Source organism: Mesorhizobium album, from assembly GCF_033977205.1.
In the GTDB taxonomy this organism is placed as follows: Bacteria; Pseudomonadota; Alphaproteobacteria; order Rhizobiales; family Rhizobiaceae; genus Mesorhizobium; species Mesorhizobium album.
The window spans coordinates 15845-41802 of the sequence record NZ_JAVIIW010000047.1 but is presented as its reverse complement, the minus strand read 5'-3'; the positions used below and the strand labels follow the sequence as shown (position 1 = coordinate 41802).

General features: G+C 62.1%; 18 protein-coding genes. 10 read left to right on the top strand and 8 right to left on the bottom strand.

Annotated elements, in window-relative coordinates; all coding sequences use genetic code 11:
* The first annotated feature begins 132 nt into the window (after positions 1-132).
* Complete coding sequence (locus RFN28_RS28350; protein ID WP_320290439.1) at positions 133-720, top strand: sugar transferase; 588 nt, start codon at positions 133-135, stop codon at positions 718-720.
* Positions 721-780: 60 nt separating this feature from the next.
* Here RFN28_RS28350 and RFN28_RS28345 read toward each other — a convergent pair whose 3' ends face one another.
* The gene (locus RFN28_RS28345) at positions 781-1029 is read right to left on the bottom strand and encodes a hypothetical protein (protein ID WP_320290438.1); all 249 of its coding nucleotides are present in this window, start codon (positions 1027-1029) and stop codon (positions 781-783) included.
* Positions 1030-1419: 390 nt separating this feature from the next.
* Here RFN28_RS28345 and RFN28_RS28340 point away from each other — a divergent pair, with 390 nt between their 5' ends.
* The 9 genes from RFN28_RS28340 (at position 1420) to RFN28_RS28300 (ending at position 11496) form a co-directional block, all read left to right on the top strand.
* Positions 1420-2700, top strand: a complete 1281-nt coding sequence (locus RFN28_RS28340; protein WP_320290437.1) for an O-antigen ligase family protein — start codon at positions 1420-1422, stop codon at positions 2698-2700.
* A gap of 72 nt (positions 2701-2772) precedes the next feature.
* Positions 2773-3612: a hypothetical protein gene (locus tag RFN28_RS28335; protein WP_320290436.1), complete on the top strand. Its 840-nt coding sequence runs from the start codon at positions 2773-2775 to the stop codon at positions 3610-3612.
* Between the two features lie 4 nt (positions 3613-3616).
* Positions 3617-4654, top strand: coding sequence for a hypothetical protein (locus tag RFN28_RS28330; RefSeq protein WP_320290435.1), 1038 nt, complete (start codon positions 3617-3619; stop codon positions 4652-4654).
* A 179-nt stretch (positions 4655-4833) separates the two neighbouring features.
* On the top strand, positions 4834-7014 hold the full coding sequence (locus tag RFN28_RS28325; RefSeq protein WP_320290434.1) for a pyruvate kinase: 2181 nt from the start codon (positions 4834-4836) through the stop codon (positions 7012-7014).
* 17 nt (positions 7015-7031) lie between these two features.
* Complete coding sequence (locus tag RFN28_RS28320) at positions 7032-7601, top strand: adenylyl-sulfate kinase (protein ID WP_320290433.1); 570 nt, start codon at positions 7032-7034, stop codon at positions 7599-7601.
* Between the two features lie 63 nt (positions 7602-7664).
* A complete protein-coding gene (locus RFN28_RS28315) occupies positions 7665-9026 on the top strand; it encodes a cation:proton antiporter (RefSeq protein WP_320290432.1) in 1362 nt (453 codons plus the stop codon).
* On the top strand, positions 9023-10177 hold the full coding sequence (locus RFN28_RS28310; protein WP_320290431.1) for a PqqD family peptide modification chaperone: 1155 nt from the start codon (positions 9023-9025) through the stop codon (positions 10175-10177). The genes RFN28_RS28315 and RFN28_RS28310 overlap by 4 nt, the downstream gene beginning before the upstream one ends.
* Positions 10168-11166, top strand: coding sequence for a nucleotidyltransferase family protein (locus RFN28_RS28305; protein WP_320290430.1), 999 nt, complete (start codon positions 10168-10170; stop codon positions 11164-11166). The genes RFN28_RS28310 and RFN28_RS28305 overlap by 10 nt, the downstream gene beginning before the upstream one ends.
* Positions 11167-11256: 90 nt before the next feature.
* Positions 11257-11496: a hypothetical protein gene (locus RFN28_RS28300; protein WP_320290454.1), complete on the top strand. Its 240-nt coding sequence runs from the start codon at positions 11257-11259 to the stop codon at positions 11494-11496.
* A gap of 297 nt (positions 11497-11793) precedes the next feature.
* Here the strand turns inward: RFN28_RS28300 and RFN28_RS28295 are convergent, their stop codons facing one another.
* The 7 genes from RFN28_RS28295 to RFN28_RS28265 all read right to left on the bottom strand — a co-directional run bounded on the left by RFN28_RS28295 (position 11794) and on the right by RFN28_RS28265 (position 25919).
* A complete protein-coding gene (locus RFN28_RS28295; RefSeq protein ID WP_320290429.1) occupies positions 11794-15513 on the bottom strand; it encodes a metallophosphoesterase in 3720 nt (1239 codons plus the stop codon).
* Positions 15514-15815: 302 nt separating this feature from the next.
* Positions 15816-18146, bottom strand: a complete 2331-nt coding sequence (locus RFN28_RS28290; RefSeq protein WP_320290428.1) for an RTX toxin — start codon at positions 18144-18146, stop codon at positions 15816-15818.
* Positions 18147-18270: 124 nt separating this feature from the next.
* Positions 18271-19773, bottom strand: coding sequence for a lipopolysaccharide biosynthesis protein (locus RFN28_RS28285; RefSeq protein ID WP_320290427.1), 1503 nt, complete (start codon positions 19771-19773; stop codon positions 18271-18273).
* 73 nt (positions 19774-19846) lie between these two features.
* On the bottom strand, positions 19847-20794 hold the full coding sequence (locus RFN28_RS28280) for a sulfotransferase family protein (RefSeq protein WP_320290426.1): 948 nt from the start codon (positions 20792-20794) through the stop codon (positions 19847-19849).
* A gap of 70 nt (positions 20795-20864) precedes the next feature.
* The gene (locus RFN28_RS28275; RefSeq protein ID WP_430679087.1) at positions 20865-22172 is read right to left on the bottom strand and encodes an HlyD family type I secretion periplasmic adaptor subunit; all 1308 of its coding nucleotides are present in this window, start codon (positions 22170-22172) and stop codon (positions 20865-20867) included.
* 32 nt (positions 22173-22204) lie between these two features.
* On the bottom strand, positions 22205-24034 hold the full coding sequence (locus RFN28_RS28270) for a type I secretion system permease/ATPase (protein ID WP_320290451.1): 1830 nt from the start codon (positions 24032-24034) through the stop codon (positions 22205-22207).
* 424 nt (positions 24035-24458) lie between these two features.
* Positions 24459-25919 (bottom strand): polysaccharide biosynthesis/export family protein, encoded by a 1461-nt coding sequence (locus RFN28_RS28265; protein WP_320290424.1) that lies wholly within the window; start codon positions 25917-25919, stop codon positions 24459-24461.
* Positions 25920-25958 lie beyond the last annotated feature (39 nt).

Below are 25958 nucleotides of genomic sequence, written 5' to 3'. Positions count from 1 at the left end.
TAACTGCACTCCACTCCCATGGCGCTCCTCGGTAAACCCGTGACAATCAGTGCGTTTGATACAAAACCCCGCAGGCCCGGCGTCCGCGTCGGCCACAACCGTCATCCGCTCGGAGGCCGTCGCAAGCGGATAATGGACATCACCGTCGCGCTGATCGCGCTTATCCTGGCTGCGCCGGTCATGCTGGCGATTGCGCTTCTGGTTCGGCTGGCCGACGGCGGGCCGGCGATATTCTCCCACACCCGTGTCGGTTTCGACGGCAAGCCATTCGCCTGCTACAAGTTCAGGACCATGGTGGCCAACTCTTCGCAGGTTCTGCGCGACCATCTTGCGAGCAATCCGGAGGCCGCCAGGGAGTGGGAGCAGAACTGGAAGCTCAAGCACGACCCGCGCATCACCTTCCTGGGGCATATCCTCAGGAAGTCGAGCCTGGATGAGCTGCCTCAGCTGATCAACGTGTTGCGCGGCGATATGAGTTGCGTCGGTCCACGGCCGGTCGTTCCTGACGAATTGCAACGCTACGGCATCTGGGCGGCCGACTATCTCAAAGCCCGTCCCGGCCTTACCGGTCTGTGGCAGGTGACCGGCAGGGACGCAATGGACTATCCCAGTCGCGTCGCCACCGACAGCCGCTATGTGCGGAACTGGTCGATATGGGCCGATCTCGTCATTCTCACCCGGACGGTCTTTGCCGTGATGAAATTCGACCAGGCGTCCTGACACAAGCGTTCTTAAGCAAGACGTCTTTCATTGAATGGATTGATGTGGCGCAGCTTGAGCTCATCGTTCGCGGGTCACGCTGCGGTGCCAGACGAGGCCAAGGAAGAGGCCGATCAGATAGGCGCACTGCAGCGTTGCAACAAGCAGCAGGATCGAAAGCAGGCGATGCCGGTCAAACAGGCCGCCCGTATCGCCCATGACGGCGCCGGCCACGACAACCATCGCGGTCGCGACGATCAGTGCAGGCGCACGAGCGCGAAATCCCAGCAGGATGCCGGCCACGCCGGCTGCGACAAGGCTCCAAAGCACGGCGATCTCCGATGATGGAAGAATCAGTGTGCCGCGTGCCAAGTCTCCCACGTCCGCGAGACCGTACCAACATGACTTTGATCGCCTTTTTGATCACCCCTTTTGACCACTTGTCGCTTGTCGTCCCCGTGACCTGCGACCACCGGGACGCCATTCGCACAAAAGGCGTATGGGCGCCCTGTCCCAAAGGCACGTTTTCGCTCATTTTCTTATCCGTCGGCTGAGCTTACGCTGCTTATTGAACAGGTGTGCGGGGTAATCACCCGCCGTGCGGCAGCATGCCTTGAATTGTTGCGCCGGAAGGTTGCCGCAAGCATGTCATCCCCACCTGGCGGCCTCATAGGCGCCCAAGAAACGGGAAGCGTCGTCTCCGGCGAATATAACTGTCCCATGCTGCAAGCATCCATTCTTCTGCTTATCTTGTCGACCTGGTTCCCAGGCGCCGCTCGGATTGGCGGAGCTGACGGCTCAATTTCCTTCTTGCTGGCCCTGTTCTGCGCTTTGGTAAGCGTCGCCTCCTACAGCGAGTTAGCAAGACGCCTTCATCGGACTGAAGCGGCCTTGGCAATCGCTGTGCTGACGACATCTGCCCTCATCATCGTTTTTTCCCTGCTATCGATGACCTACGCCGACGATCCGATCAGGACCGGACGCGCGATCTTCGCGCAGGTGTTTGGTTTCGCCACTATCCCGGCCGTTACGGCGATCTCCGTGAGGCCTAAGGGTCCCGAGGCGGTTGACAGGATCGTAACGGCGATGATCATCATGAGCGTCGTAACGTCGTGCCTCGTGACAATCGGCCTGGGCGGTGCCAGGTTCCACGACAGGGCCGAAGGATATTTCAAGCATTCAAACCAACTGGGAATTGCCCTCTCGGCGGGTCTGCCGCTTGTCGCCGCGAGATTGACCGTTTCCCGCAGGTATCGGGTTCTTCTCGTGGGCTGCCTCATGGCGGTGCTCTTGGGTCTGGTGAAATCAGGTTCAAAGACCAATTTCGTTGTTGGTGTTGCTGGTCTTGGGGTATTCTTTGTACTATACAGTATATATCTTATAAGGAGAAAGAAGAATCCAATATCAATAATTGTTGGGATATTTGCGTCTCCGATATTGGTTTTTGCGAGTTTGCGGACATTGCAGCATTTCAATCCACGGGCTTACAGCCTGCTTTTCGATCAGCTCTCGGGGAGCGATACGCATTCCATGATATCGCGGCAAATCCTATGGTCGATTTCGATCAATCTGGGCTTGGCCCATCCGTTCCTCGGGGTGGGGGCGGGCCAGTGGATAGGCGACATAGCTCCCCACAGCCACAACCTGTTCATCGATTATTTCAGGACGCTGGGAGTGCCCGGTCTCGCGTTGGTAACGATCATCGTCTTACTCGTCACGGCGTATCTGATCAGCGCCGTCCTTAGCACCTTGATCGGCAACGATAAGGGCGAGTTCGCTACAAAGACGAATGTGATGGTGCTCGGTACATCGGTTTCGGTGTGGAATTACCTCGTCGCAAATCAGATGAGCGATTCCTTTGGGCCATCGACCGCGCCTTTCTTCTGGCTGCCATTGGCACTGCTCATGTTCTACCGTGGAACGCAGCGACCGCCGCAGGCCGCGCCTGCCGGGAATGCGACGCGGTACACGGGCACCGCGTGGGTGGCATACGAACACTGAGGAACTGAAGAAGAGCGAGAGCTTATTTCCGCTCTTTGATCCTCCTGGGTTATTTCCTCCAGCTCGAATCCAATGACTTCGCACACGCTTCGCGAGCCGGCTGAAAGCCTGCCGCCAAATGCTGAGGCGCGCGTGCTTCGGTCGGACATTCGATTTGTGGAATTCTTCGGTCTCCCCGGGATTGGAAAAACGACCGCCTCCGGTCTGTTGGCGGACAGCTTGCGGCGGTGCGGCCCGCTGCTGGGCGACGTGAGAATGGCCCGGGAACCAAGATCATTCGCCAGGAGGCAGGCTTACAGGATAGGCATTGTCGCCCCACGATTCCGGAATGCCGAGTTCCGTTCATTGTTCGGACGGATTGCTCGCTTTGTCATCGAAAGCGGCCAGGCCTCGGTTGCAGATATCATCAGGGTTATCTGGAATCTTTCCGTTTTGGTCGCCTACATCGAGAACGAGCGAACAAGAACAAACTCGATCGTCATAATGGATCAGGGCTTATTGCAGGGGTTCTGGTCAATATTTCTGAAAAGCAAGCATCGAAAGACATCCGAGAAATGGCAGGATATCTTGTCCGCCATTGGCGTGCACGACATGGTTTTTGTCCATCTGCGCGGCGGCATCGATGTCGCACGAGATCGACTCCTGGCAAGGGGCGACCGATCCTCGCGGATACAAAGGGCAACACCTGACACCAACGACGATCTCTGGTCCTCGGCGGATCGTGCCTGCCGCGAGATGGCGGCCGATCTCGGCAGGGAAATGCGAACGCAAGATCAGGCCGGCGTCATGGCGGCCGTCGAAGTGGACAGACTGTCATCGCCCGAGGATGTGGCGGAACGCGCCCTCGAGGCAGTGCTGCTGGCCTGCCTCGACAGCCATCGGCTGAGTGATTTGGCAGATCGACGGGTTTGAAACGATGAGCGCGAAAATGGATCGCCGTTCATTCATGCGCCTTGCCGGCTCCTATCCCGTATTGGCTCTGTTGTCCGGCTCGCAAAAGGTGGAAGGCGGGCAGGCGCCTCTCCCGGCCGGCATCGGCGGGGACGGCCAGCCGATCGTGCTGGGCGGCGAGTATGGCTATCAGCAACAATCGATGCGGGACCTGCCGGCGGGAGCAACAATCGATGCCCGGAATGCTTCCTTCATCGTTGCCAACAGCAGGAACGGCGATCCGAGCGCGACGATGGGCTGCGATGAGGGGACGCTGCCCATCAATCGTTATCCGGTCGTCATCCGCGACTGTCCCGGCGTTCGGTTCATCGGCGGGCGCTTCAACGGCGAGGTGCCGCAGACCTCGGATTGGGAGGACACTTACTGCAACAGCGCGGCTCTTCTCGTCAGGGGCGAAAGCGCCGGCGCGACGATAGAGGGTGTTCGCGCACGCCGCTGCTGGGACGCTGTTCGCTTCACCGAAGGGGCCACGGGCTTTCGCCTTAAAGGCTGCTGGCTCAGCGAGATCCGGGATGACGCGGTGGAGAACGACTATCTGCTCAGCGGCACCATCGAAGATTGCCTGTTCGATGGGTGCTTCTCGGGGATCAGCGTGGATCCGGCAAAAAACGAGCGGGACGGAACAAAGGAAACCGTGCACATCGACGGAACGCTCATCCACATGCACGCGTATCTGGCCAAGGGTGAAATCACTCATCAGACGCCGGTCAAAGCCACCGACCGATCACCCAGGCTGCGGATCACAGGATCGGTCTTTGCGCTCGCCGCGGCAAACATGCGTGGGTTTCATCGTCTGGAACGGACGTGGCGGCTGGCGATCGAATGTCGAGACAACATGCTGTTGTGGCTGCCCGACGAGCCGATCCCGTCCACATTCCCGATGCCGCCGTCCGGCTTCAGGGTGCTGAAGGGGATCGACGCACGCCGACACTGGGACAAGGCGCATTCCCAGTGGATCGCCGCACATAGTGACGTGGCCCGGTTTTCCGACGAAGCGCTGTGAGAAAAATCGCATCGGCGGCGAAAGCGGATCGCACCGTTTCATAGCCGCATCACCTGTGATCGCCCGGTCCGAGCGCAAAAGGTAAGCGTTCAACGCGTCCATGTTCGCGCCTCATCGCCGGATCGATCGGTTCATCCCTTCATCGAATGCATCGCAAGCCCAAATAAAGGTGGGAAGCCATGAAAGCTAAGGAAGTCGAGCTGCTGTGCACGCTGGGTCCGGCATCGCTCAACGACAAGGTCATCCATTGGCTGGAACGGGTCGGCACGTCGCTGCTGCGACTCAACCTGTCTCACACGAAGATCGAGGACCTCGAGCGGATCATTGCCTTCATTCACAAGCGGACGGACATTCCGCTCTGCCTCGACACTGAAGGCGCGCAGGTTCGCACCGGCCCGCTGGCCGAAGGCAAGGTCACGGTGCGTGAGAACCGGTTCTTGACTGCGAGCGCGCGCCCGGTAGCGGGCGACCAGTTCAGCATCAGTTTCTATCCGGCATACATCGTCGACAAGCTTCAGGTCGGCGACTTCATCAGCATCGATTTCAACGCAGTCCTGACCCAGGTCGTGGAGAAGAACAAGGACGCGGTGATACTGAGGGTCCTGAATGGTGGTGAGCTCGGCCAGAACAAGGCCGTGACGGTGCAGCGCACGCTCGAGATGCCGCCGCTCACCGACAAGGATCTCGCCGCCATCGCGATCGGCCGCCGGATGGGCATCCGCCATTTCGCGCTTTCCTTCGCGCATCGTGCGTCGGACATCGACGGGATCCGGGCCAAAGCCGGCCCCGGTGCGATCGTCATCTCCAAGATCGAATGCCTGAGCGGCCTGCGCAATCTCGCCGCCATCGCCGAGAAGTCGGACGCGATCCTGATCGACCGTGGCGACCTGTCCCGCGAGGTTCCGATCGAGCAGATTCCCGCATTTCAGAAGATGATCATCCGAAACGCCAAGGCGCATGGCGCGAAGGTCTATGTCGCAACGAACCTGCTGGAGTCGATGACGAGTTCGCCGACACCGACACGCGCCGAAGTCAACGACATCTACAACACTCTGGCTGACGGCGCCGACGGCCTGGTCCTGGCGGCCGAAACAGCCATCGGTCAATATCCGGTGAACTGTGCGAGGATGGTGGTCAAGGTCGCCGAGCAATTCCGGCGCAATGCACATAACGGCACGCATTCAATCCGGGTGCGCCCATCGTCCTTGCTGGCCGGTGTCGAGCCTCATGGCGGGCGCCTGGTCAGCCGAACGCTTGGACCGGCCGAAGATCTGGAAATCGGGGATCTGCCAACGATCATGGTCGATGACGACGAATTGACCGACGTCGAGCAGATCGCCCGCGGCACCTTCTCGCCGCTGTCGGGCTTCATGGACAGGGCGTGCCTGGAAAGCGTGCTCGAATACAACCGGCTTCCCTCCGGCCTGGCCTGGACAATGCCGGTTGTCCTGGCAGTCCCGAAGGAGATCGCAAGCCGATTTTCTGAGGGCGACCGTGTTCTCCTTTCCAGCAAGAACGGAATGGCGCATTCCGTTCTCGACATCGGCGAAACCTACGAGTTCGAGCCGGAGCTGCTAGCGCGCAAATGGTTCGGCACGGACTCGCGCGAGCATCCCGGCGTCGCGCGCGTGCTTGCGCGCGGCGGACATTTCCTGGGCGGTGACATCACCCTCATCCAGCCGCTGCCATTGCCCTACCGGCGCTATGACCTGACGCCGGCCCAGCTGCGCATGGTCTTTGCGCATAAGGGCTGGAGCCGCGTTGTGGCCTTCCATAGCCGCAACCTGGTCCATCGCGCCCACGAGGCGATCCAGATGGCAGCCCTGGAGCGCACTTACGCCGACGGCCTGCTGATCAACCCGGTGGTTGGAAACGCCAAACGCGGGGATTTCATGCCGCACCTCATACTCGACGGCTACCAGGCCATGCTCGACTACGGCATTTATCCGCCGGGCAAGGTGGTGCTCGCAAGCTTCATAACCTATCCGCGATTTGCTGGTCCGCGCGAGGCGGTCTTCACCGCGCTCTGCCGCAAGAACATGGGCTGCAGCCATTTCATCATCGGTCGGGATCACTCGGGCGTCGGCGGCTTCTACGGCGCGAGCGCAGGCAGGGAGCTGTTCGATGAACTCGGAGACATAGGCATAGAACCGATCTTCTTCGATGCCATCGGCTACGACAGCCAGTCTGAGCGCTATGTCGACTTGAACGCCTGCGAGGCGGCAACGCCCATCAGCGGCTCGGAGATACGGCGCGCCCTGAGGGCGGGAGAGGCATTGCCGAACTGGATGATGCGATCCGAGGTGCAGGACGTCGTGCGCGCCGAGATGATGATGAAACACGCTCTGTTCCAGGAATAGAGCGCAAGCGGGGAAACATGGCTAACGCAACGAAGCATTTCGAGCCGACGTCCCGACAAGGCCTCGGCTATTCGCAACCCGGCACCGTGCTATGGCTGCTCGGCCCGACCTCGGCCGGCAAGACGACGCTCGCAACCCGTGTTGTCGCGGATTTGCGAGGGCAGGGGGTGCCGGCCATTCTCTATGACGGCGATGAGGTTCGCGGCTTCTTCGGACCCGATCTCGGATTTGGCGCCGACAGCCGGCTTCGCGTGGTCTCGGTCCTGGTGCATCTGGCCAACAAGGCGGCCGATGCCGGCCTGCAGGTCGTGGTTGCCGCGCTGACGGCCGGGCAAGACGCCCGCGATTATGTTCGCGAAAATGTCAGGAACCTGACGATCGGCTATGTCGCCTGCTCCGTCCAGGCCTGCGCGCAAAGGGACCCGAAGGGGCTCTATGGCAGGGCGATGCGCGGCGAGATCGATACGCTCATCGGCTACAACAGTGAGTATCGGCCGCCGGACAACCCGGATCTCGTGCTCGACACCGAGGCATATTCCGTGGATGAGCTCGCAGCGCGGATCGTTGCCTCCTATGTCTGGAATTGACCGGTTCCGTCCAGTGACATCGCGCGCTCACCTTCCGGCCGCGCCGGCGACTGGAGCGGCGCCATGAGCGACCCCGAGCTCGCGCGGTTCTTTCTGTCCCTGGTGCTGCTGCTCGTCGGCGCATTGGGCGGCGGCCATATGTTCGAACGGCTGAGGCTGCCGCGCGTGATTGGCGAAATCGCGGGCGGGATCGCGCTGGGCCCGTCCGGGCTGGGACTTGTCTCCTCCGAGGCGCACGAATGGCTGTTTGCCGGGTTTCCCGCGCAGGGCGCCTTGCTTTCAGCCTTCTACTGGTTGGGCCTCGTCCTGCTGATGTTCACAGCCGGCTTCAAGATGCAGGCGGAGAGCGCGGCAGGGTCGGGCCGTATCATACCGGCGCTGGTGGTCGGCGCGTTGGCGATTCCGTTCGCATTGGGCTATGCAGGCGCGCCGCTGTTTGCGGACGCACAGGCGGGCGATGGCTTCGCTTTCAAGCTGGTGATGGGTATTGCCGTTGGCGTCACCTCGATCCCGGTCATCTCGCGCATCTTCCTTGATCTTGGCCTGATGGACAGCTCCTTCGCACGCAATGTGATCGGCGCCGCGACTATTCAGGATCTCATTCTCTGGAGCTTGCTTGCCATCGCCACGGCGGTGCAACGCGGCGACGCCGCCGATGCGGCAGGCATCGCGCGTGTCATTGCGGTCAACCTCGCCTTCGTGCTTGCCTCGCTCTTCCTCGCACCGGCGGCCGCGCGCGCAATTCGTCGAAGAGCCTTTGGGAAGTTCACCGAAGCGCCTCTGACCGGCTACACCATGCTGCTGTGCCTGCTCTTCGTAGCGGCCGCGAGCCTCTTGCATGTGAACGTCGTCTTCGCCGCGCTTTTGGCCGGTCTCGTGATGACGCGGTTTCCTTCGCGGCACCTTGCTGCGGTGAAACAACACATCGCCGACATCTCGATCTGGTTCTTCGTGCCGATCTACTTCGCGCTCGTCGGCTTGCGGCTCGATCTGGCGCATCAATTCGACGGCACGCTCACCCTCCTCTTCATCGTCACGAGCACGGCCATCAAACTGGCGAGCTGCACCGTCGCCGCAAGGACGGCAGGTGCCGGCTGGGCCAGGGCCTTTGATTACGGCGTCGCCATGAACACGCGCGGCGGGCCCGGCATCGTGCTGGCGAGCGTGGCCTATGCTGCCGGCATCATAAACGAGCGCTTTTTCACGGCGCTGGTGACCGCCTCGATACTCACCTCCTTTGCCACCGGGCTCTGGTTGCGTTGGCGGCTCGCGCAAAATCCCGACGTTTTCGATGAATTGGCCCGACCATCCGCAGCCGGTATGCATCCCGCAGCGAGACCGGTTCCGGCCATCGCGACGCTTCCAAAATCCGATGGCTTGGATCGCCGCCGCGCATTGGCGGACGGGGGGACGCCCACCCGATGAGCCAGCACCGGGCAGTTGATGGAACCGTGGCGGCAGGTCCTGCCGACCACAGCCCCTCCACCTTCGTGATCCAGGGCCGGCTGGCGCGGGTCAGAAGGCAAAACATCCTGTTCGACTCACGCGGGCAGGCCATCTTCGCCGTCAACGATACCGCTGCCGACATCTGGTGCTCTGTGGAAGAAGGCATGCCGCCGGCGGCCATTGCGTTCGAGATTGCGCGCGGCGGCATCGATAGGCACGAGGCAAATAGGTATGTCGAGGCGGCGCTCGAGGATTGGGAACGGCTGGGTCTGATACGGCCCCGTGCGCCTTTGTCTCCGCCGTCGGCATACGAGCATGTGAGTCGGGTGGTCGCCATTGCTGGCCTTCATATACGCATCGCCTATCCGGCGGCCTGGGCCTTTCCGGCCATCGCCGTATTTCGGCATCTCGAAGTTCAGACAGATGCTGCAGATATTCTGCTACATCTGGCCGAGCACCGCGGACGGATTCATCTGTTCCGGGATTCCGACTGGATCCAGTCCTGCTCGCCCGACGAACTTCCCGTCATGCTGAAAGGGCAGTTGCTCACCGAGGTTCTCGAGCATGGCGCCTATGAACTTGCCGTCCATGCGGCTGCGCTTGTCGGAAACCAACGTGTCGTGCTCCTCTGCGGAAATCCGGGCGCGGGCAAGACGACTTTGACCATGGCATTGGTCCATGCAGGCTTCGGCTTCGCCGCGGACGACGTGGCGCTGCTGGACTCGAAAGGGCGGTGCGTGGGTCTTCCGTTTGCTCCCGCTGTCAAGGCGGGAGCATGGCCGCTTCTGGCCGAATTCTGCCCAGATCTCCATGCCCGTCCGATCTTTCGCCGCCCGGATCGCAGGCGCGTGCGGTTTGCTGTGCCCAGTACGTTCGCACCGCATTCTCCTCAGTCCGTCGGCAGTGTGATCCTGCTCCGTCGAGGTCACGACGCGAAAGCCTGCCTGGCGCCGGTCGATCCGGCGAGCGCTTTGCGCGGCCTGCTCAACGGCGCTTTTGCCCCCGGCAGAGAACTGACCGGCACAGCGTTTGATACGCTGACCAAGGTCATCGGATCGGCGCAGGCCTATTGCCTGACCTATTCCAGGCTCGACGATGCGGTGGAGCTGATCGCGAAGGCATGCCGATGATGCGCGTCGGCAATGCTCTCGATGCGCTGGTCGCCGGACTTCGCGGCCGCCCCCCCGCCACGGCCGACTGGCAGGCCGTGATTGCCCTCGCCAACCGCACTCTGCTCACGCCCGACTTGTTCTCCTCGCTCGCGCATGCCGGCCAGATCCAGGGCCTGCCGCAGGACGTGCGCGCGTACCTTCGGTTCGTTCACGACTGCAATCGCGAGCGGAACCTGCGTCTGCGCGCCCAACTGACTGAAGCCGTCGCGGCCCTGAACCGGCGCGGCATCGTTCCGCTGCTGTTCAAGGGCGCCGTTCCCTTGTTTCTTTCCGTGGCCGATCGGGTTCCCAGCAGGATGACCAGTGATCTCGATCTGGGTGTGGAGCCGGCCGAAGAGGCGATCGCCCGGATGTGCCTGGAAGGGCTTGGCTACATCCAGGTGCCAGGTGGTCGCGGCGCGGCCCGCCAGCAGGACGTCGGAATGCTGGAGTTGCGGCCCGTTCAGGGAAAAGGGTTCGCCCCCCCGCGGCTCGTCGACAGGGATGGCCTGCGTGTGAAAATTCCTCCCCCACATTCTCAAGCCCTGCACTGGATGGTGCACGACCTCCTCAAGGAGGGGGACTACTGGCGCGGGCGGATTGATCTCAGGCACCTTCATGATCTGGCGCGTTTGGCAAAAAGCGACGACATGGACTGGACTGCGCTGCAGGCAGCCATGGCCGACCGGGGCGCCCGCAATGCGTTCGACACCCAACTCCTGGCCTTGCAACAATTCTTCGGGATCAGGATTCCAGCAAGCTGCGTGCGCCCGATGGCCCGCTTCCAGCACTGGAGACGGGTCTTTACTGCGAAGCATCCTGTCCTTGGCGCCCCCTTGCGTCTGGCCGGCAATCTGGCGTGGGGCGCCAGGCGGTTCTTGCATGCCGATGGTCTTGCGCGACGCGGTCCGCTCGATCTTGGGCGTCGCGTCGTTCGTACCCTTTTTTACTCGCGCGCGAAAATCTAGTTAACACCCGCGCAAGATGTAAGCCTTTTGACGTACTGGTTTATTTGCCTGCGATCTCTAAAGTAGATTAGCCAGAAAGGGGGTAGTGCTATGGCATTGCAAAGTAACGAATTGGAGCGGGCGTCGGAGATTCTCGTTTCGGAAGCTCAGGCGCGTCGAGACTTTCTCAAGAAGGCAGGACGTTTCGCGGCGGTGACGCCGCCAGCCATTACACTTCTGCTCGGCACAAGCTTGAACTCCAGGGCGATCGCCAAATCGGGTGGATGGCCGGGCAACGGCTGGGGAGACAAGAACCACATCCATCTAGGCCCTCCCGGCAAGACTGGATAATAGTGGTTTCGAGAATTTAGGCGCTAACCTTTATTTGACGTCATTGAAAGCCCGGACCGCTCGCTTGAGCAGCCCGGGCTTTTTGCTGGGCGGTGATCTGGCTCATCCGCATGCGCGGATTTTCGAGCATTCTCAGGAACGAGCACGGGGAGATGCCAGGCGGCCAGCGTCGCCGCGGCGTGCTTGGAATTCTCCCTGGAGCGGTTCACCGTTTCATGGCAACGCCGAACCGCTCTATCTCTTTGTTTTCACGCAATTCCGGACGGAAAACCGTTACTCACTTTTCCTGGAATTGCTCTAAGCGAGCAGCAGGCTACTCAGGAAATTATCGTCCTGGAACTGCTCCACATGGACGCCGGTGATCGTGATCTGATCGCCGCCGCCCAGCGTAGCCACGACGTTCGAACCCTGGTTCGTGGCCACCTGCTGGAACTGGCTGGCATTGTTGATACCGAAATCCCTGAGATCGAGGACATCGCCGGTGCCGGTACCAGCCACGAAATTCATGACGGTATCCTGCCCATCTCCCTTGTGGAACACGAACAGATTGTGCTGATTGCCGGCGACCAGCAGATCGTTGCCTTTGCCGCCGATGAGGGTGTCGTTGCCGCCAAGGCCCCATAGATAGTCCGCGCCCGTCGTGCCGTTCAGGACATAGCCGCCGTTGACGAGCGTCGGCGTGCGCCCGGCGGGTGTCGGGACAAAGTAGGAATCCACCAACATGGGGGTTGCGGTTGTCCCGTTAAAGGCGCTCACCTTGTAGAACTCGATCAGCATGCCCTGGTCCGTGACCGTCACCAGGTTGGCACCAACGTCGGGCACGGTCTTGCCGGAGCCGCCGAGACCGGTGGTCGTATAGGGAAGGTAGACGCCGTCGCCGTTGTCGTCCCGGTTCTCGCGGTAGTAATTGTGCTGGTGGCCGGCAAAGACCGCATTCACACCCCATTGCTCGAAGGGCCATCGCATGGTGGCGGTGTAGCCGCTCGGATTGTATGGCGTGTGATGGAAGTAGGCGACGTTGAAGGTCGCGTCGGAACTCGCGAGAAGGTTTTGCATCCAATGGCCTTGCACCGAGGTGTAGCTGCGGCCATCCGGCTCCTGTTTGTTGCTGTTGAGGGCGAAGAAGTGAACCGGCCCTACCTGGAAATCGTAATAGCGCTCGTTGTCGGGCAGTGTGAAATAGTTCAGGTAGTTGGTGACGTTGCCTTCGTTGTATTCGTGGTTGCCTAACGTCGGAAAGAAGCGGTTGATGGCGCTGCCGCTTCCGTAGGCGCCCTGATAGTTGCCGATATAGTCGTGATATTGCTGGCCGACAGCGGCATCCAGCACCTGCGGCGCGTAGACGTTGTCGCCTATTGTGAGAATGAAATCGACGTTCCAGGCATGCACCATCGCCGACACCGCCTTTTCGCCCGAGAGGTCGGTGTCGCCGTAGTCACCAAAGACCGCATACCGGTATAGCACCTGCGGCGCCGTCGCCGGCATGACGCTGACGGTGTAGTCCTGCCCGGCTGTGCTCCCGTCGGACGAGGTTGCGGTGACGTGGAGGTTGATCGACGGCTCGGTTGCGGCATTGAGCGTTCCCGTGCCTGAGCGCGTGATGACGCCCGTATTGGCATCGATCGCGAAACGCGAGTCGTTGATGCTGTAGGTGACCGTATCGGTCACATCGGGATCCTTGGCCGAGGCTGTAATGTGGACCAGAGTGCCCGCGGCTGCATTTTGGATGATCTGGTTGGCGGCGGAGTCGGCATCCTGCGGGTGCTTGAAGCCGACTGGGCCGGTCGTCGGCACATAGTACTCGATGTGCAGTAGCGGGGCGCCGGTAGGGCTCCCGTCGAAGGAATTGGCCCTGCGGATGCCGCTGCTGCCGCTGACGACGAATGCCATGTCGTTGAGTTGCAGATAGCCCGGCTGATTGATGATCTCCTGCACGATCGCCGAGAGGTCCGGGGTGCGCTCGGCGAGGCTGGCTTCATTGTTCACGGTCCAGTCGGGTGGCGTCCACGTCACCGAGGCATTCGTCATCAGCCGCGCGGTGACATCGTTTGTCTCAACCTCGAAGGGGGTGGCTTCGTCGCTTTCCCCCCGGATCAGGAGCGACACGGCGCCGGTACTCGTATTTTGGGCCTGGAACTGGATGTAGGCGCTGGTGATGACGGCGTCGTAGGGAATGTCGACGCTGGTGAAGCGCATTCCGACCGTCTGGACCTTGGTACCCTCAACCACCATGTCGAGATTGGTGCTGGTGAGGTCCATCCCGCCCGTCGGACCTTGCTCGACGTCGTCGGCGCTGGTCGCGATCCTTCTCTCGAAGGTTGGCCCTGTGGTCACGCTGACCGCAAAGTCCTGCGCGGCGGTGCTGCCGTCGGACGAGGTTGCGGTGACGTGAAGGTTGATCGTCGGCTCGGTCGTCGCATTGAGCGTACCGGTGCCCGAGCGCGTAATGACGCCGGTGCTGGAATTGATGGCGAAGCGCGTGTCATCGACGGTGTAGGTCACCGTCGACCCGGCGTCGGGATCCTTGGCCGAGGCCGTGATCCCGACCGCCGTGCCGGCGGCGGCGCTCTGGGCGATCTGGTTGACCGCGCTATTGGCATCCGGCGGCGTGTTGAAGGCCACCGGCTCCGGGCTGTCGAGGACAGCGAGGGTGTAGGTCTGGTTGGCGGTGCTGCCGTCGGATGAGGTTGCCGTCACCATCAGGTTGATCGACGACTGGGTCTCGAAGTCGAGCGTGCCTGTTGCCGAGCGGGTGATGACGCCGCCGGAGTCGATGGTGAAGCGTGTGTCGTTCACGCTGTAGGTGACGGTCGAACCGGCGTCGGGGTCCGAGGCGGAGGCCGTTATCCCGACCGCCGTGCCGGCGGCAGCGAGCTCGGCGATCTGGTTGGCGGTGGGGTCGGCATCGGCCGGTGTGTTGAACGCGACGGGGCTGCCGGAAACAGGCAGAAGATACTCAACGTGCAGCAGCGGCGCGCTGGCCGGATTGTATTCGTAGGAATCAGCCGTGCGCGTGCCGGTGCCGGTGATGATGAAGGCCATGTGGTTGAGCGCCGACCATCCCGAGCGGTTGACGATTTCCTGGACGATCGCCGTCAGGTCCGGCGTGCGCTCCGCAAGGCCGTGCTCGCCCACGATGTTCCACGGGTCCGGCGTCCAGGCGGTGGATGCCGTCGTCCGGGGGAGCGACGAGACATTGAAGGCGGTGCTGGTGAAGGCGCTCGCGTCGTCGACGTTATCCCCCTGGATCAGCAGCGAGGTCGCGCCGGTCTTCACCTCATTGGCTTGGAATTGGATGTAGGCGTTGGTGATGATGGCACCCTGCGGGATGTTGATGCCGGTGAATCGGATGCCGACGGTCTGGCGTGTGGTGCCGTCATAGCCCAGTTCCAGATCGTTGATGTTGGTTCCGATCGTGCCGGAGCCTTTTTCCTCGACGTCGTCACCGGCGGTCGCCACCCTCGTCTCGAAGATCGGGTCAGCGCCAAGGGCAGTGTTGATGGCGAGCGTGGTCGCCGTCGCGGTCGTGCCGGTGCCGGCGGCTGCATCGGGGCTGGCGGCGGTGTGAGTGCTTTCTGCGAGACCCATGCCCGCACGCTGCCAGGAGCCGAAGCCATTCGCTGTCTGGGTTTCGACGACGGTGTCGTCGAGATGAATGCCAATTCTGGCGGCCGCCTCTGCGAGGCCGGTCAGCTTCGTTCCGCCATCGCCCGCCCAGGTGGGGGTGATCCGATGGGTGGAGATGAGATCATCGATCTTGGCAGCGGCTTGCTCCGCGCTGTTGCTGTTGCCGCGCACGCTGGCTTCGGCGGCGAGGCCGTTGTCGTCGTTGCTCGCTTCTCCCGTGAGGGAAGCTCCCCGCAGATCAGCCTCGTCGTGCTCCGCGACGCTCGGATCGCCGGCCGGCGAATGGTCATCGATCAGGTGGAGCCCCTTGAGCAAGGAAACGGAATCGAACTCCGCCGTGATCGGTCCAAGGGTATTGCCGCTGTCCGGAATCCGAGGTGGTTTGGACATGTCATATCTCCTTTGCCGCTATTTTCCGGACCTGAGCCTCGATGGGTCCGGATTTGGACATCGCAGCCAACTCCGGCTCATCGCGATCGAGGCGGCGACGGTCGAAGGAATCGGCTGCATTGCTGTCGGTGATGTCTTGCCGGGACTGTCCGCGACCTTCGCGCGCTCCCTCATGCAGCAGCCGGGGCAGCACAGATGCAGACAGCAAAAGCCCGCAAGTCCGGCCGTGCTCGTCGCCTCGGCCTTACTCGCGCGGAGGGCGGTTATCGTTCCAGGGATGAGTGTTTAAAGGTCGCTTTGGATCAGACGAGCAGCCAATCGTTCAATTGGAATTCGTAGACCTTGCCGTCGTTCTCGGTCGGATTCGAATCGTTATCCACACCGCGATCGGTGATGTAGAGGCTCATATGATGGCTCGGATCGCCGCTGCTTGGCGCCAGCGCCAAACCTGACGGCTTGTGGGCCTGGGCCGCGGAGATATCGAGCGTGCCCAACAACTGTCCGGTCGGTGTCACCATTGCCACCGAGTTACGTGACTGAATGATATAGAGGAGGTCGTGGACCGGGTCATACGCAACACTCTCGTCAGAGGGGGTTCCGAGCGACCGCGCGGAAAAACTCGTCACGATGTCATCGCCGCCCGTGCTCGGGACGCCATCGAATCTGCCGTTCGGGCCTGGAGCGACGGTGTAAATCGTCTGAGTTGTGCCGTCCGCGACATACAGCACCCCACGATTTGTGTCATACGTGATCCCCTCCGGGTCCGAACTGCCGAATGCCGACGTCTTGAACGAGGTCAGGATGTCATCGGATGTGTTGTAACGCCCATCCGCCCCGGGATTCAGCTCATAAACGCTCTTCGTGCCGGTGTCGTCCGCGAAGAAGAGATGGTGGTTGGCTGGGTTGTAGGCGACCCCGGCCGGCTCATCGGAAAAGCTGATGGTCGTCAGCGTGCCCGCCAGGGTGCCGTTCAAATTCATCTGGTAGAGATTCTTGCCGGTAAAAATGGACATTTCATCGACTTCGCTGTCAGCAACCAGCAGCGTGCCGAGGTGAGAGATATAGACGATATCCATAGGGTCGGGGCTCGGCGGCGACCACTGCGATGTCAGGATTGTATGTTCCAGCGTTACCGATGTCGGCAATTGGTTGCCCGCAACGTTCACGCTGAAGGCGTGGGTATCGGTGCTGCCGTCGGACGAGGTGGCCTTCACGTGGAAGGTGACTGTGGGCTCGGTCGTCGCATTGAGCGTGCCGGTGCTTGAGCGCGTGATGACGCCGGTGGTGGAATTGATGGCGAAGCGCGAGTCGTCGATGGTGTAAGTCACTGTCGATCCGGCGTCGGGATCCTTGGCCGACGCGGTGATGCCGACCGCCGTGCCGGCGGCGGCGTTCTGGGCGATCTGGTTGGCGGCACTGTTGGCATCCGGCGGCGTATTGAAGGCGACCGGCTCCGGACTGTCGAGGACGGCGAGGGTGAAGGTGTGGTTGGCCGTGCTTCCGTCCGACGAGGTTGCAGTCACCGTCAGGTTGATCGACGACTGGGTTTCGAAGTCGAGCGTCCCGGTGCCCGAGCGGGTGATGACGCCGGTGCTGGCATTGATGGCGAAGCGTGCATCATTGATGCTGTAGGCAACAGTCGAACCGGCGTCCGGATCCGTGGCCGAGGCGGTGATGCCGATGGCAGTGCCCGCCGCGGCGAGCTCGGCGATCTGGTTGGCGGTGGCGTCGGCATCTGGCGGCGTGTTGAAGGCTACCGGACTGCCGGCCGGACCGGGAAGGAGATATTCGATGTGCAGCAGCGGCGCGCTGGCCGGATTGTATTCGTACGAGTCGGCGGTGCGCGTGCCGGTGCCGGTGATCAGGAAGGCCATGTCGTTGAGCGCCGCCCAGCCGGAGCGGTTGACGATCTCCTGAACGATCGACGAAAGATCCGGCGTGCGCTCAGCGAGGCCGTGCTCGCCCACTACGGCCCACGGGTCCGGCGTCCAGGTGGTAGATGCACTCGTCCGAGGAAGCGAGGACACGTTGAAGCTGGCGGTGGTGAAGGGGTTGGCGTCGTCGACATTGTCGCCCTGGATCAGCAGCGACGCCGCGCCGGTCTTCACCTCGTTGGCCTGGAACTGGATGTAGGCGCTGGTGATGATGGCGCCCTTGGGGATGTCGATGCTGGTGAAGCGGATGCCGACCGTCTGGCGGGTCGTGCCGTCATAACCCAACTCCAGATCGTTGATATTGCCCGAGATCGTGCCGGAACCCTTCTCCTCGACATCGTCGCCCGCGGCTGCCACCCTGGTCTCGAAGATCGGATCGGCGCCAAGCGCGCTCTTGATGGCGAGCGTAGTCGCCGTCGTCGTGCTGGTGCCGGCGATCATATCGGTGCTGGCGGCGGCGTAAGTCGCACCGGTGTCTGCATTGCGCGTTGCCGCATGCTGCCAGAAGCCGGAAGCATTCGCCGTTGCGGTGTCGAGAACGGCGCTGTCGAGATGAATGCCGATTTTTGCTGCGGCCTCGGCGAGGCCGATGAGCTTCGGTAGGCTATCGCTGCTTATTTGCCCCGTTGCGGAAGCTTGTTCGCCGGCCTCGGCCGGCGAGCCGTCATCGATCGAGTGAAGACTTCTGAGGAAGGGCACGAAGCCAAGCTCCGTTATGACGGGTCCCACAGCATCCCCGCTGTCGGGAATCCGAGGCGCTCGTGACATGTCAGATCTCCCTTGCCGCTATTTTCCCAAGACTTGTCTGCAGTTGAGGGCCTATTCATCCTTGGCGACGGAGCTGGGGCCAGGCCGGCATCACGGCCGCGAGCAGGCGCAGCAGCGACAGCCCATCTCGTCCAAGGAACAGCGACGGCAGGATCCAGCACAGCAGCAGGCTCCCGACAGTCGCCAGCAAAGCCGTATCGATGAGCAGGGCAAGAGGCGGCAGTCGCAGCTCGCGCAGCCATTCCACCAGCGTCCACACGCCCATTCCGAGAGTGGCCGTGAGCGCAAGGCCGGGCACGTGCGCCACGACGAAATCCGACCACGTCATCGCTGTCACGCGCAGGCTCAACTGTGCCATGAGGAAGAAGTTGATCCCGAATGCCACGCCAACGCCGAACGCCACCCCTTCCACGCCCCAGACTTGCCCTATGATGGCCCCGACGAAGACACCGACGGTGAAGACAGCCTGGCGCCAGGCTCGGGCGTAAACCGTTCCGGTTGCCCGCGAGACCGAGTCGCTAAGCTTGTAGCTCGTGCGGAACAGCATGCTGAACGCCAGGATCTGGAGCGGGGCGACGACGCCCTCCCATCCCCGTCCGAGAATGACCCGAACCAATTCGGGCGCGACGATCGCCACGACCACGCTGGCCGGCAGGACGAGCAGGGCGCAGCCGGCGACCGCGCTGCGGTAGGCGCGAGCAAGCCTGACGGGCTCTTCCTGGACCAGCGCCATGGTGGGAAACAGCACGCGATCGAGAACCTGGCCGACGATCACTGCCGGAGTCGTCATGAGTTGCGATGACAGGCCGTAGACGCCGAGCGCATCGGCGCCGAGGTAGCGGCCCACGACAAGCCTGTCCACCTGAGTAGCGAGGTAGTTGCAGACCCGGGCAATGGTGAAGCCGCTGCCAAAATAGAGCAGTTCGAAAATCGCGCTCCGCTCCAGCAACGGCCGCATCGGGTGTGGCTGGCCGGCGAGCAGCACGATTGTGCGGAACAGTTGCTGGACCAGGAGCGCGGCGACGAGGGCCCAGATCCCGAAGCCGAGCCAAGCCAGCACCGGACCGACAACCACGTAACCGACCGCGAAGGCGATCGCGTCGACGAGCGCGAGCCAGCGGAACCGCAGCGCACGCTGGGCCGAGGCCAGCGCCACCATGGAAACCCCCTGGAAAAGGAAGATGAAGCAGATCGCACGCACGATCGGAGTGAGATCGGCGAGGCGAAGGAGGTCGGCAATGGCGGGTGCCATCGCCCATACCAGAGCGGTCACGGCAAGGCCGAGGATGAGCGACAGGGTGTACCCGACCCGAAGATGCCGCTCTTCCAGCACAGGTCGCTGCACGATCGCAGGCGTAATGCCAAGTCCCTGGAAGATGGTCGAAAATTTGATGACGATCAGTGCCGCGGAATAAAGGCCGAATTCATTGGGCGAGAGCAGCCGGGCCAGGAGGAGAAGGGCGACAAGCTCCGCAACCGCCAGGGCGCCCATGGACAGGCCCGTCCAGAACATGCCCACGACACTGCGTTTTGCCAGTCCGCGCCGGATGTTGCCCACGCCAATCTCCACTTGTCTGGTTGCTTACGCGGCCGACCAAGGTGGCCGGCCAATGCATCTTCCCGGGAACCGTTCAGCGGGATGACGGAACATCCGGATGGACATGCTGAAACGCCAACGGAGCCCGCGTCTGCGAGCCATGCTCGATGAGAAGGGGCGGGATCTCGTAGCGGTAGAACTCCATCTCATCCCGGACTTCCGGGATGATCGCCGCCAGTTCATTCGGATCCAGGCGGAGCCACTTCTGCTGGCGGCCGGGATCGATCAACTCCTTCGCCGCGCGAACGATGTTGTCATCGCAGCTCAGGCCGCAATGCTCATATATGCCCCGCAGAACCGGCTCGGGATCCTGCATGAGATCCTCATAGCGGAACGAGAATACGCGGCCGTTTCCCAACCTTGCGAGGTCTTCTCTTGCCTTACGATTGCCGCGCGCCCACTGGCGCGCGATCACCGTCAGCTTCCCATATTCCTTCAGATCCTGCTCGATACCTTTATAGCGCGGCCCGTAGCTCGGCGTATATTTTCTTCCTAATATCTTCTTGATAACGATCTGTTTTATGAAATCCTTCGCATAATGATGAATTTGCGTAGCGGGAGTTACCGCCAACGTCCTCCTGAGACCCTTAAGAGTCTTTGTTCGTTGCCATTTTAGCTCCATTGAGCTTATGCACGAGAACGGATTTCTCGTAATATATAGAAATATGGCTTCCGGAAAAATCTCGTGGACAAACGGCACGCGCAGGACATTGGACGGCGTATTTTCCATGATTTGCCGGTTGCCGTTCCGCGACTGGTACTCGAGGAACCGGTTGCGAATATAACGAACGACTCTCTCCGTAGCGTCGTTTTCGGCGAATTCGTCGTGCCGACGCGTGGGATCGGCATAGAGCCACAATGTCCTTGGCTCGTACCAGGTAACGATGTCGGGATGCAGCCCGATCAACTTCTGCGTAATGGTCGTGCCCGACCGATAGTTGCCGATCAGAAAGATCGGAGGTTTCAGCTGCGTCGTCATCATGACAAATCTCCTGTTCAAGGCAGGCGGACCAGGATTGCGTGCGGTCCGAGCGGCGAACCATGCCGCGCCGCTACTGGTCCCTGAACGCGCGCATCATCTGGTCCGTCAAAGGTTTCATCAGATAGGAGATCACTTTGCGATCGGCGGTCCGTATGAACGCTTCCACGGGCATGCCGGGCACGAGCTGGAGCGCTCCGAGTTTCTTCAGATCCTGCGGGTCGGGCGTGATGCGCACCACGTAGTAGACTTCATTGGTGCGCTGGTCGCGCGTGACATCGGCCGAGATCATGGACACCACGCCTTCCGTTTCGGGCGTCGTGCGCACGTTGAAGGCGGTGAAGCGCAGCAGCGCGTGCTGGCCGATCAGGAGCTGGTCGATATCCTGCGGCGCGGCCTTCACCTCGACCGTCAGCCTGTCGGTGTCGGGCACGATCAGCATGATCGGCTCCGCCGCGCCGACCACACCGCCGACGGTGTGGATGGTCGATTGATGAACCGTGCCGTTGACGGGAGCGCGAATATCGATGTGGGCCAGTTGGTCCTCGGCGGCGACCTTCTTCTCCTCGAACTCGGCGATCTTGGCTTCGACATCGCGCAGCTCGCTCCCGGTCTCGCTGGCGAACTCCTTGTCGATCTGCAGGATCTGCAGCTCGACTTCGGCGATGGCGCCCTTTGCCTGCGCCATGCTCGACACAAGTTGCGCCCGCTCGCCCTCGATGCGCGTCGCCTCGCGCTCGTATTCGGTCAACTTCGATTTGAGGGTGAGCTTCATTTCGACGAGGCTTCGGATGTCGACGAGCTCGTCGTTGATCAGCGCGATCTCCTTGGCCTTTGCCGATTCCTGCGCCGAATAGCCTTCGATCTGCTTGCCGAGCTGCTCGATGCGCTCGCGCAGTCGTGCCTTGTTGCCGGACACCTCGACCCGGCGAAGATCGAACAGACGCTGCTCGCTGGCTATCGTGGCCGCAATCTCGGGGTCGTCCATCCGCGCCGCAAGCTCCGGAACAAGCGCCATGCGCTCGCTGCCGTCACGCTCGGCCTCGAGCCGGGATTTTCGCGCATAGAGCTCATCGAGATTCTTCGTCACATACGCCAGTGTGGCACGCGCAATGGTGTCGGAGAGCTCAACCAGAATATCTCCGGCCTGTACGTGGTCGCCATCGCGCACGAAGATCTTGCCGACGACGCCGCCAGTCGGATGCTGCACCTTCTTTTCGCTGCTCTCGACGACCACCGCGCCGTGCGAGATGACCGCTCCCGAAATGTCCACCGTCCCGGCCCAGACTCCCGCTCCGCCGACGAGCAGCGCGACGACGGTTACCCCGCCGAGCAGGTTGCGGCGGATGGATCGCCGGTTGGCAGTTGGTCGCTTCAAGATGGTCGCCTTGCTTGCCCGATTCCGGAGCGTCTTCAATTCGGCAGTTGCGGTGAGCTTGAAACCGGCTGCAGGCCCTCGGCATTGACCTGCGGCATCGGAAAGAGCTTCGACAGGACGCGATCCCTCGTGCCGAACATGTGCATCTGGCCTTCTTTCATCATCAGCATGAAATCCACCGTGGTGAGGATGTTCGGCCGATGCGCCACGATCGCCACAATGCCGCCACGCGCCTTGATTGCGAGGATGGCCTCGGCAAGGGCCATCTCGCCGTCCGTGTCGAGATTGGAGTTCGGCTCGTCGAGGACGACCAGGAAGGGGTCGCCGTAAAGTGCGCGCGCCAGGGCGACACGCTGGCGCTGCCCGGCTGAAAGCGCGGTTCCGCCTTCTCCTATCTGTGTGTCGTAGCCGTTGGGGAGGCCGACGATCAGGTCATGTACGCCCGCTGCGCAGGCGGCGGCGACAACGGCCTCTGCGTCCGCGTCCGGTTCGAACCGTGCGATATTGGCGGCGACCGTTCCGGCGAACAGTTCGACATCCTGCGGCAGATATCCGATGTAGCGGCCGAGGCGCTCCGACGACCATTGATCCAGTGCTGCGCCATCCAGCTTGATACGGCCCGCCAGCGGCCGCCATGCGCCGACCAGCCCGCGAACCAGACTCGATTTGCCGGAACCGCTTGGTCCGACGATGCCGAGCACCGAGCCGGCATCCAGGCGGAATTCGACGTTTTGCACGATGATCCGTTGCGTGCCCGGCGCCCCGATCGCGATGCGATCCACCGTCAGGTTCGAGCGCGGCACCGGAAGCGCCATCGGCTGCCCGTCCCGGGGCAGCCGGGCGAGCAGGTTGCTCAGCCTGCGCCAGCTCTGCCGGGCGCCGACGAAATTGCGCCAATTGGCGATGGCAAGGTCGACGGGCGCAAGCGCGCGGCCTGCGAGGATGGACCCGGCGATGATGATGCCGGACGTCGCCTCGCCCTGGATCACCAGCCAGGCGCCGATGCCCAGCATTGCCGACTGCAGCATGAGCCGCAGGGCGCGCGCGAAGCTGCCGAAGCCGCCGACGATGTCGCTGACGCGCTGCTGTTGCGCAAGAAATTCTCGGCTCGCTTCCTGCCAGTGGTCGTGCAGGCGCTTGCCCATGCCCATCGCCGCAAGAACCTCGGCGTTACGGCGGCTGGCCTCGGCGAAGCTGTTGCGCCGCACGGCTGTCAGAGCCGCAGCGCCCATCGGCTTGCGCGTGAAGGCCTCTGTTGTGGCCGTCAGCGTCACCAGCACGATTGCACCGCAGGTAGCGGTGATCCCGAGAGTCGGATGAAGGCTCCAGATGATCACAAGGTAAAAGGGCAGCCACGGCAAATCGAAAAGCGTGCTGGGCCCGGGGCTCGACAGAAATGTGCGGACATTGTCGAGGTCACGCTGCGGCTGCAGCCCGTCGCCCTGCTGGCCGATGAACAAGGGCAGCCTGGAGACGGCGCTGAACACGCGCCCCCCGACCGCATCGTCCAGCTCGGTGCCGATCCGGGTCATGATGCGGCCGCGCACGAGGTCGATGACGGCCTGCCCGACAAACAGAACGCCTGCCAATATCGCCATGCCGACCAGGGTCGGAACGCTGCGGCTCGGCAGGACGCGATCATAGACCTCCAGCATGAACATGGCGCCGGTCAGCATGAGGATGTTGCTCACGCCGCTGAAAACCGCGACGCCCGCGAGCGCTGCCCTGCAGGAGCGCAGCGCGCAGGCGAGTTCCGAACCGGGCGCCGGCTGGATGTCCCTGAAAGGGGATTGGCCGCCGGTCTCCGCGGACACGCTTGGCACGCGGCCTCGTCGTTTCCGCCTTGCCTTGGCGGCGGCTGCCATCAGCAATCCCAGGGCTGCCGCCGCCAGCCAGACCGGGAGGCCGCTCCGGTCGGTCAGCAGGGCCAGCCGGTGATCTGGAACGTGCAGCCAGCCGGGCAGGAGATCGGCCCAATGCCGCGCCTGCGAGACCAATCTCGCAAAATCGAAAGAGGGCGACAGAAATCCGACGCCGGCAAGCGTGAGAGCGAAAAGGAGCAGGATTGTACGGCGAACGCGCGCTGGGCGGCGGCGCGGGACGCGACGCGACCTTTTCGGGCGCGCCGTTGCGTGGAGAAGGCCTACCGGCTTCCGACGCGTTTCAGAATGGCCATTCGCGCGGCGAAGGCGACTGCCCAAGGCTATCGGTGCTGTGCTGAAGATCACCACTAAATTTCCAAGCGTGAAATCACATCCATTTTTGGCGCGGCCGGCGGCGTGCCGGCGCCTATTGGCCGACGGTGTTGGATTGCACCGCCTGGGTCCCCCCTGGGGCGGCCCCGGTTGCCGACATGTCGGGAGCGTAGAAGCCTTTGTTGGCCATGACCGAGACCTCGATGACGTCGCCCGCTTTCACTTCCGTGTTTTCGTTCGCGATGATGTTCTGCGCCGCTTTCTGGTCGCGCCTGAAGATCGAAATCTTCACGGAGCCCTGCAGATCATCCAACGTCCTCTGGTCGCCATAGGTGAAGATGAAAAGCAGCTTGTCGGCAACGTATCTTATCTGGCTTTGAACTTTGCCCAGCTCGACTTCCGTGTCCTGGGTCTGCGCGATGAGGTCCATTTCATAGGTTTGGTGCTTCTTTCGCAGCTCGCTCTCTGCGTTCAGCATTTCCTGCTGTGCCTGGACCTGCTGAAACTCGGTCTGCGCAAGTTCGGCGCGATAGCTGGTATGGGCTCGTTCCGCGTTCATCACATTCGTGTTCGTCACCAGGCCTTTTTCCCGCAGCGTCCGGGCCGATTGCAGTTCCTCGAGCTGAAGGTCCGCGGTCTTTTCCCGTTCCTTCCGGGTAGCGGCAACCATGTCTGCTTCCTTCTTCGCCCGGACGATCGAGGCCTCGAGATAGGAAATGTCGTCCCGGTAAGCGGCAAGGCGCGTGTCGAGCTGCGCTTGTTCGGAGGCGACGATATCGGCGACCAGGTGTCCGCCGAATTCGACGGGCGGATCCGGCGGAGCGACAAAGGTCTTGTCCTGCCGGCTTTCCGCTTGCAGGCGGGCAAGCCGAACCTTCAGGCGATATTCCTCGATCGCCAGGTTGGAGCGAGCGCTGCGCAGGTCTGCTATCTGCAGGGCCGGCTCGGTATTTCCCGTGACCATGGCCCGAAAACCGCCTGCGACGGCGAGTGCATGGCGAACCGTCATCCCCGGTTGGAACGGATAGGATCCGGCACGAGCCACCGTTCCGGAAATGAAGAAGGGCCGGTACTGGCCGACCTCCACCTGCACAAACGGCTCGAGGATGAGCTTCTGCCGCTGGAACGCGCCCTGAATGGCCTGCGAGAGAGCGACGCTGGTGAGGCCGCGCGCTTGAATATCGCCAAGCAACGGAAGCGATATCGAGCCGCGATCGTCGACCACGACTTGCAGCGGATAGGCTGCCTCGCCGACCACGGATATGCGCAGCACGTCGCCGGTGTCGAAAGTGTACCCGTCGGCGCGGGACGCATTCGCGGCAAGCAGCACCAAGGCCATGGCGAAGAGGCCGCAAACGATCGAGAGCAAAGAACGGACCGCAAGGTCACGCCTGCAGCGCAGCCTCGGTCTCTGGTTTTTCCTTGAGAAAGGCATCGACACCACCTGCAGATCAAAACGCCGATACATCGTTCTTACTCCGGTTAACTGCTCGCCCGACTCCAGGTTCGATCGAGACTGCTGTTCGGGACGCGATGGCAAATCCTTCGAGAGCAAAGGGCTTGAGGTCCGTCTTTCCGTTGCGCGACCGAGGTC

Excerpts from the sequence above, each read along its gene's own strand:
- RFN28_RS28350 (WP_320290439.1), top strand. The coding sequence starts at position 133 with ATGGACATCACCGTCGCGCTGATCGCGCTTATCCTGGCTGCGCCGGTC.
- RFN28_RS28315 (WP_320290432.1), top strand. The coding sequence starts at position 7,665 with ATGAGCGACCCCGAGCTCGCGCGGTTCTTTCTGTCCCTGGTGCTGCTG.
- RFN28_RS28320 (WP_320290433.1), top strand. The coding sequence starts at position 7,032 with ATGGCTAACGCAACGAAGCATTTCGAGCCGACGTCCCGACAAGGCCTC.
- RFN28_RS28270 (WP_320290451.1), bottom strand. The coding sequence starts at position 24,034 with ATGGCAGCCGCCGCCAAGGCAAGGCGGAAACGACGAGGCCGCGTGCCA.
- RFN28_RS28330 (WP_320290435.1), top strand. The coding sequence starts at position 3,617 with ATGAGCGCGAAAATGGATCGCCGTTCATTCATGCGCCTTGCCGGCTCC.
- RFN28_RS28280 (WP_320290426.1), bottom strand. The coding sequence starts at position 20,794 with ATGATGACGACGCAGCTGAAACCTCCGATCTTTCTGATCGGCAACTAT.
- RFN28_RS28340 (WP_320290437.1), top strand. The coding sequence starts at position 1,420 with ATGCTGCAAGCATCCATTCTTCTGCTTATCTTGTCGACCTGGTTCCCA.
- RFN28_RS28335 (WP_320290436.1), top strand. The coding sequence starts at position 2,773 with ATGACTTCGCACACGCTTCGCGAGCCGGCTGAAAGCCTGCCGCCAAAT.
- RFN28_RS28295 (WP_320290429.1), bottom strand. The coding sequence starts at position 15,513 with ATGTCCAAACCACCTCGGATTCCGGACAGCGGCAATACCCTTGGACCG.
- RFN28_RS28310 (WP_320290431.1), top strand. The coding sequence starts at position 9,023 with ATGAGCCAGCACCGGGCAGTTGATGGAACCGTGGCGGCAGGTCCTGCC.
- RFN28_RS28325 (WP_320290434.1), top strand. The coding sequence starts at position 4,834 with ATGAAAGCTAAGGAAGTCGAGCTGCTGTGCACGCTGGGTCCGGCATCG.
- RFN28_RS28305 (WP_320290430.1), top strand. The coding sequence starts at position 10,168 with ATGCCGATGATGCGCGTCGGCAATGCTCTCGATGCGCTGGTCGCCGGA.
- RFN28_RS28300 (WP_320290454.1), top strand. The coding sequence starts at position 11,257 with ATGGCATTGCAAAGTAACGAATTGGAGCGGGCGTCGGAGATTCTCGTT.